Genomic DNA, 13,207 nt, shown 5'->3' on the forward strand with positions numbered 1-13,207 from the left:
TAAAAAGCCCTCCGAACGGTTAAGTGCGGAGGGCTTTTTTAATGCTTAAGTTTTTAAAGCACTACGAAGCCCTCGCGGGAATAATCACCACGATAATAATCAGGACTAGGTTAAGTGCGTTTGTAAGCATGTAATTAATACCAAATTTTGTTCAATTATCGCGAAGGTTATTCCTTCGCTCTCTTTTTATATTAGTACCGCGCTAGGCCCTTTAAGTCAACACCAAAGTTAATCTAACAAAAAGACTAAAAGGCAATTTATCAGGTTTTAAAATTCATTATACAAGCTAGTAGTGGTTTTTTTATGCTCTAATTTTATTCTCAGAAATTCACTATTCTTATATCCCTTATTTAAGGTTTGATTAATTTTTAAGAATATTTTTATAAATAAAATTATTTATCACCTTCAGGTAATGCGTAGGTTCTCTTAAGCGACTCTTAAGTGTTGTTGCATAGCATGGCGTTGTTATTTTAAACGAGCCTAAATATGAACGTAATTAGTCAAACACCAGCACAAAAAAAGCCAAATCGTAGTAAACGGTTTTACATTCACTGTAGTGCAAATGCCTTTGTAGTGATGATTGCCTGTTATTACTGTTTAGTTATAAACATTCCTTTTATTCAAGGTTCGTTTAGCGCCATAACCTCTCTTGCATCTTTTTCATGGCTATTTTTACTTTCAGTCCCGCTACTTTTGTTATGTCTTTTAATTATTTTCTTTTCGATAGTGTCGGTTAGATGGTTATTAAAACCAGTTAACTATCTTTTACTGATAATTTCTAGCGCCGTGCTTTACGGCTCATTAAATTACGGTGTTGTGTTTGACTATTCAATGATTCAAAACACGTTCGAAACAGATTCAAGCGAAGCGCTGAGCTATTTAAACCCGCAGCTCATAGCCTTTTTACTACTTTTTTGTGCGCTACCTGTTTTTATATTAAGCAAAGTAAAAATACACTTTACTCGCCCTCATCAAGAAGCGATTAGCCGCATAAAACTTATTATTGCCTGCTTAACGCTAATTGCTTTAGTGGTCGCTAACTTTTACGCCGATTACGCAGCCACTGGACGTAACAACCGCATTTTGAAAAAAGAAATTATTCCGTTTCAGTATCTCTCTAGCGGTTATAAATATATGCGCGATCAACTGCTGTACACCAATATAGAATTTAAAAACATAGATGCAGCACCCACCCTAATTGCGCCTAATACCACCAGCGTAACAGTTATAGTTGTTGGCGAAACCGCACGAGCAGAAAACTTTGCTTATCAAGGTTATAAGCGCAACACAAATTCTTACACACAAAAGTACAATGTGACGTATTTCAATAATGTGGCGTCTTGTGGCACCGCTACTGCTGTGTCTGTGCCGTGTATGTTTTCACTGCAAACACAAGATAACTTTGATCGATTAGCAGCCGACAACCAACAAAACCTGATTGACTTAGCACAACAAGCTGGCAGTGACGTACTGTGGGTTGATAACAACAGCGGCTGTAAAAACGTATGCACCCGTGTTGTTAATATTGATATACCAACCACCCCATCAGCGCTTTGCGATGGGAAATATTGTTTTGATGAAGTACTGCTTGCTCCGCTTAAGCGCAAACTCGCTAATTTAAGCCAAGCTAATACCGTTATCGTCCTACACATGATGGGCTCACACGGACCAACCTACTTTAAACGCTACCCAAATAAATTTAAGCAATTTACGCCCACGTGCGACAGAAGCGACATTCAAAACTGCTCACTCGATGAATTAGTTAATACCTACGACAACACAATTGCGTACAGCGACTTTGTTAACGCCCAGGTAATTGAGCAATTAAAAGCGCTGCCAAGCAATATAGATAAGCAGTTTTTATATGTCTCTGATCATGGTGAATCACTTGGCGAAGCTGGGGCTTATTTACATGGTTTTCCGTATAGCTTTGCACCTAGCACACAAACGCATGTTCCTCTTTATATGTGGGCTGATGAGCATAATCAGCGCATTACCAATACCTGCTTGGCTAATTTAGACACCACTGCTGCACGCTCACACAACAATATTTTTCACACCCTTTTAAATTTAATTGGCATTAAAAGTAAAACGTATCAGGCATCACTTGATTTACTTGCTAGCTGCCAAACAACACCAAGCGAAATAAAACTATGAGCAATAAAACCGTTATAAAACGCCAAGGCTTAATGCGCCTTATTTTTACCTTAAGTCATTCTTTTAACGGCTTAAAATGGATGAGTCGATTTGAAGCAGCGTTTCAACAAGAGCTAGCACTGTTTTCGTTACTCGGTGTGTTTGTGTGGCTACAAGAGATTGCACTAAGCGATAAATTACTGCTTATAGCCAGCCTGCTTTTTGTATTGTTTGCTGAGCTGGTAAATACGGCAGTTGAGGTTGTAGTTGATAGAATTGGCAGTGAATACCATGAGCTTTCGGGGCTAGCTAAAGATATTGCCTCTGCAAGCGTGTTTATAGCCATGCTAATTGCCGCACTTATTTGGTGGGCTGTGTTATGGGCATAAAGCTAACTTTTATACCTAAAATAACGAGGCTAATATTTAAAGTAATACCTAAAATACAAAATGCACTTGGCCCTGTATGGATTTTAGTTGTATTTGCTGTTTTAGCACTTAGCTTTTTAACACTTGCTCGCTTTGGTTTAAGTGTATGGCAAGGGGAGCGTGTATTTGGATCGCATGCGTGGGTGTCTATATTTATAGGTGGTTTAAGAGTTGATATAGCCACTCTAAGCTACATTATTATGCCCGCATTACTACTTACTTTACTGATGCAAAGCGTAGGTTGGCAAAATAAAGTACGCGGCCTCATTAAAATTTATTTAGTGACGATGTCTGCTTTACTTGTTTTTTTTGAAGTGACTACGCCTACGTTTATAAACGAGTACGATTTACGCCCAAACCGCTTATTTATAGAATATTTAATTTATCCTAAAGAAGTCTCAAAAATGATTTTTTCAGGCTATAAGTTAGAAGTATTTATTGCTGTTATAGCACTTGTTTTAAGCTGTAAATTTGCAAGTAAAGTATTTAGTAATCAATGGCAAAGCAAGTCATCACTAACAGGCTTAAACCAATCAATTTTAGCGCTCGTTTTAGTATGCTTAACTATTTTGGGCGCCCGCAACTCATTAGGGCACAGACCACTTAACCCCGCCATGGTCTCGTTTTCTACTGATCACTTACTTAACGACTTAACCCTTAACTCACTTTATAGCGTCGCGTTTGCAGTTAAGCAACTTTCTAATGAGCAATCAAGCCAAGACTATTACGGTAAAATGCCCACCGATGAATTGCTTAGTATTGTGCGTAGTAACATGCAAAATACGCAAGGCACATTTAGTGATGTAACCGCCCCTACAAAAACGTTTCATGGCGCAGATAATACAGGTAAACCAAAAAATCTAGTCATTATTTTACAAGAAAGTTTAGGTGCTCGTTACGTAGGCACGCTTGGCGGTTTACCGCTTACACCTAATATAGACGCCCTTTATAAACAAGGCTGGGGATTTGATAATTTATACGCAACAGGTACACGCTCTGTTCGTGGTATTGAGGCGGTAATTACAGGGTTTACACCAACACCTTCGCGTGCGGTTGTTAAGCTTGATAAATCACAACGCGACTTTTTTACCATTGCTGATTTTTTAGCGAAGCAAAATTACAACACGCAGTTTATTTATGGCGGCGAAAGCCATTTTGATAACATGCGAAGCTTCTTTTTAGGCAACGGTTTTAAAAGTATCGTAGATACAAATAACTTTAAAAAAATAGACTTTAATGGCTCGTGGGGCGCATCAGACGAAGACTTGTACGATCAAGCCGACATAGAACTTACTAAGCTTAAAAATCAAAACAAACCCTTTTTTAGCCTTATATTTTCAAGCTCTAATCATAGCCCGTATGACTTTCCTGACGATAAAATAACGCTGTACGATAAACAAAAACAAACCCGTAATAATGCTGCCAAGTATGCCGATTACGCGCTGGGCACGTTTATCGAAAAAGCTAAAAAATCGAGCTACTGGGATGATACTGTATTTATAGTTATTGCCGATCACGACTCACGCGTATCGGGTTCGAGTTTAGTACCGGTTGATCACTTTAAAATCCCGGCCGTTATTTTTGGTAAAGGTATTACCCATAAACGAGATAGCCAACTAGCCAGCCAGCTCGATATTCCTGTTACTCTACTGTCTTTAATTGACGCAAGTGGTAAGCACCCTATGATAGGTCATGATTTATCAAAGCCAATTAGCGACAACAAACAACGCGCAATGATGCAATACGACAAAAACTTTGCCTACATGCACGATAATAAAGTGGTGGTGTTACAACCACAAAAACCAGCAACCACCTATACGTATAGCAATAACCAGCTTGTGCCATGTGAAAACGATGAGCAACTAGTTAAAAAAGCCCTAGCTCACGCGAACTTTGGTAATTTAGCTTATACAAATGGTTGGTACCATTAACCAAGTGACTTGATAATAAAGCCTTGTTAAAGTAACAAGGCTATTTTTATAAACCGAGTAAACATGAAAATCCTCGTTATTGAAGACTCTGAAGCACTAAGACGCAGCTTGCAAGTTGGCCTTAGCAACCTTGGTTTTACCGTAGATGAAACTGGTGATGGCTCAGAAGGGTTGAGTATGGCACTGAGTGGAAACTACGACCTCCTCGTACTTGATTTAATGCTACCAAGTGTTGATGGCATGAGTATTTTACAAGCACTGCGCAGCAGTAATAGCCAAAGCCGTGTGCTAATTTTATCGGCACGAAGTGAGCCTCAAGATAAAATTAGCGGCCTTATGAAAGGCGCTGACGATTATTTAACTAAGCCATTTTCGTTTGAAGAACTCCATGCTCGTGTCCTTGCATTACTTCGTCGCGGTTCACTGCAAAACCAACAAAATACCCTTACCGTAGGTGATTGCGTATTAGATCTGTCACTTAAAACTCTTCACTACAAGCAACATGCCATTGAGCTCACGCGTAATGAATACAAAATAATAGAATGCTTATTTAACGCCCCAGAGCGAGTATTAGGGCTCGAGCTTATAAGTGAAGCCGTGGTAGGTCAGTTTGATATGCTCTCTAAAAATGCGCTTGAAGCACACATCTCAACCATACGCAAAAAAGTAAGACAATTTAATGGCGAGCTCCCGATAAAGAACAAACGTGGATTTGGTTATGTCGCAACAACAAAATAAAAGTCACTCAATAAAGCGTAAACTCGTTAATAATATTAGCGCTGTGATCTCAGTTATTTTATTCACCATATTTTTAACCGTTGATTTAAGTGTTGATACTTGGGTGGAAGATCAGTTCAATCAGTCTTTAACTAACAAAGCTAACTACTTAAAAACCTTAGTTGAAGATGACAACAACGTGGTTGAATTTGATTTTGCTGGTGAGTTTATGTCGGAGTATGAAGCAGCCGATGCCACGGAGTTTTACCAGTTATGGCATGGCAGTGATGTTTTTGAGCGCTCGGACTCATTAGCGCTTTATGAAAATGCTAACCTGCCTTTTTTAGAAATGCCGATAAATGAATCTAAAATTATAGATTACGAGCTTCCTAACGGGCGTGATGGCCGCGCACTTATAAGTCACTTTGTAGCCCAAAAAGATGATAGAAATCCCACCCACTCTGCTGTTTTTAATACCATGACGCTTGCAATCGCAGCGCCCACCTCCGAACTTAATAAAGTACTGATTATTATTGATGTGGTCTTTATTTTAACCTGTGTACTTGGTGTGTTTGGTGTGCGCTATTTAGTGACACGTATTGTAAATAAAGGCCTGCACCCACTACACAATTTAAACGACCAAATTAAGTTACTCGATATTACCGGTGTTGCGCAAACAATAGAAAGCGACTTTAAAGTAGAAGAAATAGAACCTATACGTAACGAGCTAAATAAGTTTATTACCGTTAATCAGCAACTCTATAGTAATGAAAAACGCCTAACAAGCGATATTGCACACGAGCTTAAAACCCCAATAGCTGAACTAATAAGTCTTTCAGAAGTGGCTATTCGCTACCCTGACGATAAACGCATTAGCGACACCTATACCAGTGATGTACTTAATATTTCACAGCGCATGAAAACAATTGTTAGCAACCTATTACTGTTGCAGCGCTCAAGTAGTAGTGCTATGCAATTGAATGCGCAAAATATCATGCTAAATAACCTAGTAAATCAAATTGTTGATGAGCTGACCTTTAAGCACCCAAGTATTAAAGCGCGTTTAAATAATGAGATAACTGACGAGTTTACACTTAATGTTGACGAATTTAGTTTAAGTACCATTTTATGTAACTTAATCGATAACGCACTATTTTATGGACTTCCTGAGGCGCCAACTAAATTAACTGCCGTAAATAACAGCACAAACATGAGCATCTCTGTTAGTAACAAAGTAAATAAACCACTAAGTGATGAACAGCTAACTGCTATTTTTGACCCGCTCTATCAGCTAGATTCATCTAGAACTAATAATCAGCGCCATGGTTTAGGATTATCAATTGTACAGAGCTTATGTAACTTAAATGGCTTTACTATTACGGCCAGTAATACCGAAAACAATACGTTAACGTTTATATTAACGTTACCTCTGAAGTAAATTTAGGTTAGTATTTACACTACTAATTTTGAGATTTTAAGGACAAACCATGAATGCTCTTACCCGTATTAGCCACTTTTTTATTGTGGCGTTACTTATAACATTTAGCCTTAACAGCTACGCTGCTCCTGCCTTATATAAAATAGAAAAAAATGGCGTTAGCTCTTACTTATTTGGCACCGTACACGTTGGTGATGCCAGCATGAAAGGCTTACCTAAAAATGTAACCGATGCGATTAGCGCAAGCAAAGAAGTCATTGTTGAAGTTGATATAAGCAAACTTACTCCACTTGAAATGCAGCAGCGCTCAATGCCATTTATGATGCTAAGTGACGGTAAAACATTACAAACTGAGCTTTCAAAGCAAAATTATACCAAGTTAAAAGATTACTTTGCTAAAAAGTCGATTGATATTGCTATGTTTAATGGCTTAAAGCCTTGGGCTGTTATGGTGACTATGATGCAAATTGAATTTCAAAATGCAGGATATTCAGATAAAACCGGCATAGACAAGCAAGTGCTTAGTTATGCTAAAGAGCATAATATTAAAATTGGCGAGCTTGAAACCCTAGAGCAACAACTACAAATGTTTGATGGTATGGCGCTATTAAGCAATGAAATGATTGAAGAAACCTTTGAGCAACTCAGCGATATTAATACTTACTTTATCAAATTAGTTAATGCCTGGAAAAACGGGGATATGGATACACTAACCGATTACTACAACATGAGTTTTGATGACAGTAATTACGGTGAAATTAGCGAGCAAGTAATGCTAACTAACCGCAATAATAATTGGGTTAAACAACTCACACCGCGTTTAGTAAACGAGCAACTATTTATTGCCGTAGGCGCCCTGCATTTACCTGAAAAACACGGGTTACTTAAACAGCTACGAGATAAAGGCTTTAGCGTTACTCGTCTTTAAAATGAAAATGGGTTGAGTGATTTTTCGCTCAACCTTTCTCTGAGCTTTTAATGAAAGTCTTCCATTTTTAAGTAATTTTCTATTCCTTTAATTTTGTCTGCCGCATGATGATTTACATAAATCACAGTACTTGTATTGGCAGCACAAATTTTCTCTATTAGTAACAGTACACGCTGCCTGTTTGCTTCATCTAAGCCCAAGCAAGGTTCATCTAAAATAAGTAACGTTGGATGTTTTACCATAGCCCGCACAATTAATAACATACGCTGATCGCCGTACGATAGCTGGGTGAATGAGGTGCTTTGCTTGTCACTTAAACCAATAAATGCCAGCCACTGTTGAGCAATATTAATTTGTGCGTCGCTCGGTTTTTGATATAAACCTATGCTGTCGTAAAAACCTGAAATAACAGTATTTAAAGCCGATATACTTACGCGGTAATCCATATGTAGCGCGTTAGATATAAAACCAATATGCTGTTTTATATCCCAAATACTCTCCCCGGTTCCGCGTTTAAAACCGAACACTTCAATGTCATTGTTATAACACTGTGGGTTATCACCTGTTATTAAATTTAATAGGCATGTTTTACCTGAACCGTTCGCTCCAGTAAGCTGCCAATGCTGATGCTTTTTTATAGTCCAATTGAGATTTTTGAATATGCTTACATCACTGTAACTAACTTTAGCATTACTCAATTTAACTAAGGTATTACCGGTGAATGCCTTTTGCTCTTGTTCGGTATCAGGAGATGGTACATCCAATGAAGTATGCTCTAAATGAAGTAGTTTTAGTAAATCACTCAATTGCTCGCTACTTGGCTTTGCTAAAGTATGTAACAAGCAGCCTTGGTTTACATAACCATAGTGAGTAATGAATGAAGGGATTTCGTCTAAGCGGTTTAGCACAAAAACAAAAGTAATCGTGTGGCTAAGCTCTATAAGTATTTTATTAAGTTGCTGGCAAGATTGTACGTCGAGTCCATCAAATGGCTCGTCAAGCACGACTAACTCACTATGGGAGCTGAGTGCTTTAATTAATAAAAGTTTCCGCGTTTCACCGGTTGAGAGATCTCTAAAATGTCGATTTAATAACTCATCAAACTTAAACAATTTTATAAGCTGCTTTCGTAAATCAGCATTATAATGCTGATCTGTAATAAGCGATTTTACCAGGCTATTTTTTTCTTCTTTAAGTTCTTTATTTAATAGCTGTTTTTGCGCATCCGATGAAACAAGCTGTGGGTTTTTAAACGTACATACTCTTTGCCCACTTTTATACTTAGCTTCACCGACTAACGCCGCTGTTAATGCTGACTTACCTGCACCGTTAGCACCTAGAAGCAACCAATGCTCACCTTCGTTAACTTGCCAGTTTAAGTTGTGAATATTGTAGCGGCTTTGACCTTGGCTTTGTAAAAATCCATTAAATTGCTGAAATTGAATTAATTGCACAATCGACTGCACGCTAACTTCCTAAGTGAATACTAAAATCGTAAATTAACGTATTTTAAAAGCACTTAGCAAGTGAGTTTTCGTCATCTAAAACATTAATGCCAAGATGCTCATGCAGATTGGTATAAGTGATACTCATCGAATAAAAAAGCCCAACTAAAAAGCTGGGCTAATAAAATAAAACTATTTAATTATCTATTCTCTAAACGGTTATAATCGAACATTCCATATTCTATCCCACGATATTTTTTAGCCGTATCGTGTAATATATCGCTGTATTGCCAAAACTGTGGATGAGTACGTCGAATGCCAAACTTAGATTTCAAAGCACCATAATCGGCTTCTATTTGCATCATAGGCAATTGCTCGGCAAAAGCATTTACTTGCTGCTCGTTATTTAAATACCAAATAGCTGCAGGATAATCACCGATAAAGCCAGGAACAATAGTCGCGGTATCTTCATCATAAGCACGTTGACCATCTTCGTTTAATAAACTAGAAATATTGTAGTGCGCATTATGATGAATAATAGTGTAGCCCTTATGACTATTATCTTTTTGCTTTACAAGTACAAAAGAAAGCTGAGGTAACAAGTTTACCGCTTTTGCTGGCATATTACTTACTACATTTAACGGCTTTGGTACTTCAGTGTAGTTGTATCTTTCACTTAAAACTGGCGCTAAGGCTTCTTTCATCAAAGTATATAGCTCATGCTGTGGATCATCAGTTTTATAGTTAATACCACTTGGCTGACTAAATTCTCGGTTATTTTTAAAGAACTTAGATAAGTCAGGTGGTGAATTACGGTACCACTGCTTTTTGATTTGATTACGCTTGTGCTCAGGTAATAGAGCTAAAAAGTTTTGCTCTCCCTCTAAACGTAAAAAATCCATATATAAACGTGTAACCAATTGATGGCCTATATTTCCGTATACATCAAAGCCTGCCACAAGCAAATAATGAATACGTTCAAATAACGCATAATCAAGTATCCACGTGGTTTTAGGCTCTTGACCAATAAAACCTTTAACAACAGTTGCACTATCAAAATGGCGGAAAATAGTCAGCGCAGCATTTTTATTGTGCCCATCACCTTTCCAAAGCAAGTCAGTTGTAAGATGCTCGCCACCTTTAAACATTTCGTTAGCAAGCTCAACTTTTGCCTGTAAATATTTTTTCTCACGAACTGAATATTTAACCCAGCTAGAAATAGGTAACGCATTACTTTCCTCTGCGGCAGGAAGTTCTAGAGCTTCTTCATGTTGCATTAGCATTTCCCCTATAGCAGGAGTCGCAACCTTATCAGGATCAGCAAATGCCACCCAAAAGTGATCATTTATAACATTTAAAGCAATCTGACCACGACAAACAGGCCCTTTTATAAAGCCCATAATAATTAACTCTGCTTCATCAAGCATAAATTGATATTTAGAATTAATTGGAATAACTTCGAAAGTTTTAAAAGGGTTAGATGCTGACTTAGGCTCATAACTCGGCATTTGCGTAACTGTATAATCTGGCGCAATAAACTGCTCGTACAAACGCAGTAATTTAGTTTCATTAAGCTCAAGTGGTAAATGCGTTTTAGAAAGTATGGTTGTACGCTCTTGCATAAAACGATAATAAACACGGCTAACTTTAGGGTCATCGTATGGACGACGCGTATTAATTAACTTTATTTCCTCACCAGGAGGCGTACTTGAGCGAACTAGTTTGAAAAAGCTTTGTGGGTTTTCTGACGTAAAATAAATATGTGCTAAAAACCAATGTTCATAAATATAACGTGCTGATAACTGATACTTTAAGTTATCTTGATTTAAAAATGCTTCCCAGCCCTTTATTTTATTCTGATCATACTTACTTGGTGGCTCAATATGTGACATTTTACCGCCATTTTTAAGCCAGTTCTGTAAATGATTAAACTCTTCGCGCGAAACCCCAGGTAAACCATAAGGCATACCGCCATGAGGTTGCTCGTCAGCTAATCGGTCAAACTCCCCCATTGTTGCACAGGTTTGCGAACGCCCTAATGAAAAATCAAATTCATCATCTAGCACTTCATTAGTTGGTAATTCATAGCTTTGCTTTAACACTAAACTATTAAATAAAACACTTCCCGCTAAGTTTGCTTCTTCACTTTGTACGCGCTCATTTAGCACTGGCGTAAAGTTTTTTTCTCGCCATTGCTGTGTATTGGTTGCATCAAACAATAAACGGCTTGGGGTCGTTGCCAATAAACGAGTTCCATCGTAAACGAGCTCTTTACTCAAACCTCGATCAATACCTTCAGGGGATGAGAGCTTAAGCTGGCAAGGTGCATCGTAACAACCATGGCAAACGACGCAGCGGGTATCAAGTACTGGTTTTACGTTTTGTAAAAAATCAGCTCCAGCAAGGGTAGAATGTGGAACGATACGTTCTTGCGCTTGTTCAGGGCCAAATAAATCATCGTAATGTGCATTACCTAAGTAAGCACAACCACTAAGGATAATTAATACAAATGTACTTATTATTATTTTTTTCATTCGTCCTCGTCACCTAAATCGAAGGTGGGCATCATATCCATTTGAGGAGAAACGAATGTTTTTTGACCTTCAGTATTCAAAACAATACTTAAAAGAGGCCCATGCGTTAATGTTATCTGCGCATCATGCTCTTGCTCTAATATACTTAAATACAGAGAATCAGTTATAAGCAACTCATAACCGCTAACGGTAATAGCTACACTGCTATCTTCACTTGGATTTTGGCAAATTTGAGCAAGTAACTCATCATCAAGTCCAATTGATATTTCAAAATCAGGCTGCTCTAAATCTCTATTACTTAATGATTCATCTAATAGAAATAAAGGAAGGGTTAAATTGCTATCTTGTTCAAATTCCATTGCGTTCTCTGCACTTTCTGACGATTTAATTGGCGAGTATTATAACAAACTAGCGAGTAAATTAACGCTAAAGCTAATGTAACTGTTTAAACGTCATCTATAACAGATTCGATCACCGAAAATACAGCACCTTGAGGGTCGCATATAACACTAAAACGACCAACATCGGGGATATCTGTTGCAGAAACACATACTTGTCCACCTAAGCTAGCGGCTTTATTTACTGCTGTATCGCAGCTCTCTACTGCAAAATAAATCATCCAATGAGCAGGAATATCTTCAGGCCAATCGCTTGTCATCTCAAGCATACCGGCAATTGGGTGTCCACCTACTAAAAATAAAGTGTAGTTCATACCTTCCATTGGCTTTATTTCACTTTCCCAGCCTAGTAAAGCACAGTAAAAATCTCTACTTACTTTACTATTTCTGGTTGCTAACTCATGCCAATAAGGCGTGTTTAATTCACCTAAGTGCTTACAACCTTTATGCTCATTGCCTTGCCATAGTGCAACAGTGGCACCTACAGGATCTTTTAGCATCAACATTCGCCCTGCATTCATAACATCATGAGGACCGGCAATAACTTCAGCACCTAGTTCTTTAGCTTTTAGCGCACAATCGTCAACATTGTCGACGGCAATGTAAGCCAACCAATGACTTGGGATCCCTTCACTAATTTGCTCTTTAGGCATTTCATACATAGCGGCTATATCACCAGCTTGCTTTTGTAGCATGGTGTAATATATGTCCTCCCCAATAGGTTGATCGTCATACCCCCAATCAAATAATGATGTATAAAACGTCTTACCTTCTTTCCAATTGTGTGTACAAAGTTCTGACCAACAAAAATGCCATGTGGATGATTATCAATTTCACTCATTATTAAACCCTTATTATTCTATTTTTATCTAAACGAGCTCTGTCACATTTTATAAACTACATAATTGAACAGATCATAAATTGAGATTAGAGCAATAACTAAGCGGAGTCGATAAAAGAAGGGCAAAAAATTCGTTATTCAGTTGTTTCATATATGAGGCTTTTAACGCAATTAGCGTCAGATTTAATCCCTCAAATTGATTAAATATTATTGCTGATCGATATAAATGATTTACTAAGAAGTCCTTCGCTCTAGAGGAATCCCTGAATCACTTTTTTGCAGACGTAAAAAAGCCCGAATCGTTAGATCCGGGCTTTCTACAATTTGAAGCCTGGTAATGTCCTACTTTCACATAGCAAATGCTACACTATCATCGGCGCTGTTTCGTTTCACTACTGAGTTCGGCATGGA

9 protein-coding genes and 1 pseudogene are annotated in these 13,207 nt (G+C 37.9%); 6 read left to right on the top strand and 4 right to left on the bottom strand.

Annotated elements, in window-relative coordinates; translation table 11 throughout:
- The first annotated feature begins 486 nt into the window (after positions 1-486).
- From L655_RS0113550 to L655_RS0113575, 6 genes are all read left to right on the top strand, one after another.
- The gene (locus tag L655_RS0113550) at positions 487-2,157 is read left to right on the top strand and encodes a phosphoethanolamine--lipid A transferase (RefSeq protein ID WP_024605309.1); all 1,671 of its coding nucleotides are present in this window, start codon (positions 487-489) and stop codon (positions 2,155-2,157) included.
- Complete coding sequence (locus L655_RS0113555; protein WP_024605310.1) at positions 2,154-2,525, top strand: diacylglycerol kinase; 372 nt, start codon at positions 2,154-2,156, stop codon at positions 2,523-2,525. Before L655_RS0113550 ends, L655_RS0113555 begins: the two co-directional genes overlap by 4 nt.
- Positions 2,516-4,495, top strand: a complete 1,980-nt coding sequence (locus tag L655_RS0113560; RefSeq protein ID WP_024605311.1) for an LTA synthase family protein — start codon at positions 2,516-2,518, stop codon at positions 4,493-4,495. Before L655_RS0113555 ends, L655_RS0113560 begins: the two co-directional genes overlap by 10 nt.
- 63 nt (positions 4,496-4,558) lie before the next feature.
- Entirely contained in the window at positions 4,559-5,233 is a 675-nt protein-coding gene (locus tag L655_RS0113565; RefSeq protein ID WP_024594409.1) for a response regulator transcription factor, read from the top strand.
- The gene (locus L655_RS0113570) at positions 5,214-6,650 is read left to right on the top strand and encodes a HAMP domain-containing sensor histidine kinase (RefSeq protein WP_024605312.1); all 1,437 of its coding nucleotides are present in this window, start codon (positions 5,214-5,216) and stop codon (positions 6,648-6,650) included. Before L655_RS0113565 ends, L655_RS0113570 begins: the two co-directional genes overlap by 20 nt.
- Before the next feature lie 49 nt (positions 6,651-6,699).
- Entirely contained in the window at positions 6,700-7,578 is an 879-nt protein-coding gene (locus L655_RS0113575; RefSeq protein ID WP_024605313.1) for a TraB/GumN family protein, read from the top strand.
- A 47-nt stretch (positions 7,579-7,625) separates the two neighbouring features.
- Here the strand turns inward: L655_RS0113575 and L655_RS0113580 are convergent, their stop codons facing one another.
- The 4 genes and pseudogenes from L655_RS0113580 to L655_RS01000000125615 all read right to left on the bottom strand — a co-directional run bounded on the left by L655_RS0113580 (position 7,626) and on the right by L655_RS01000000125615 (position 12,796).
- A complete protein-coding gene (locus L655_RS0113580; protein ID WP_024605314.1) occupies positions 7,626-9,032 on the bottom strand; it encodes an ATP-binding cassette domain-containing protein in 1,407 nt (468 codons plus the stop codon).
- Positions 9,033-9,223: 191 nt separating this feature from the next.
- Positions 9,224-11,557 carry a fatty acid cis/trans isomerase gene (locus tag L655_RS0113585; protein ID WP_024605315.1) on the bottom strand — a complete coding sequence of 778 codons (2,334 nt, stop codon included), beginning with the start codon at positions 11,555-11,557 and terminating at the stop codon, positions 9,224-9,226.
- Positions 11,554-11,916, bottom strand: coding sequence for a hypothetical protein (locus L655_RS0113590; RefSeq protein ID WP_010553841.1), 363 nt, complete (start codon positions 11,914-11,916; stop codon positions 11,554-11,556). The genes L655_RS0113585 and L655_RS0113590 overlap by 4 nt, the downstream gene beginning before the upstream one ends.
- Before the next feature lie 86 nt (positions 11,917-12,002).
- Positions 12,003-12,796 (bottom strand): annotated as a pseudogene (locus L655_RS01000000125615) (VOC family protein).
- Positions 12,797-13,207 lie beyond the last annotated feature (411 nt).

It is taken from the genome of Pseudoalteromonas sp. TAE79, assembly GCF_000498015.1.
GTDB lineage: Bacteria > Pseudomonadota > Gammaproteobacteria > Enterobacterales > Alteromonadaceae > Pseudoalteromonas.

What these genes read in the sequence shown, in the direction of transcription:
- L655_RS0113585 (WP_024605315.1), bottom strand. Translation starts at nt 11,557, where the DNA reads ATGAAAAAAATAATAATAAGTACATTTGTATTAATTATCCTTAGTGGT.
- L655_RS0113565 (WP_024594409.1), top strand. Translation starts at nt 4,559, where the DNA reads ATGAAAATCCTCGTTATTGAAGACTCTGAAGCACTAAGACGCAGCTTG.
- L655_RS0113550 (WP_024605309.1), top strand. Translation starts at nt 487, where the DNA reads ATGAACGTAATTAGTCAAACACCAGCACAAAAAAAGCCAAATCGTAGT.
- L655_RS0113575 (WP_024605313.1), top strand. Translation starts at nt 6,700, where the DNA reads ATGAATGCTCTTACCCGTATTAGCCACTTTTTTATTGTGGCGTTACTT.
- L655_RS0113590 (WP_010553841.1), bottom strand. Translation starts at nt 11,916, where the DNA reads ATGGAATTTGAACAAGATAGCAATTTAACCCTTCCTTTATTTCTATTA.
- L655_RS0113570 (WP_024605312.1), top strand. Translation starts at nt 5,214, where the DNA reads ATGTCGCAACAACAAAATAAAAGTCACTCAATAAAGCGTAAACTCGTT.
- L655_RS0113560 (WP_024605311.1), top strand. Translation starts at nt 2,516, where the DNA reads ATGGGCATAAAGCTAACTTTTATACCTAAAATAACGAGGCTAATATTT.
- L655_RS0113555 (WP_024605310.1), top strand. Translation starts at nt 2,154, where the DNA reads ATGAGCAATAAAACCGTTATAAAACGCCAAGGCTTAATGCGCCTTATT.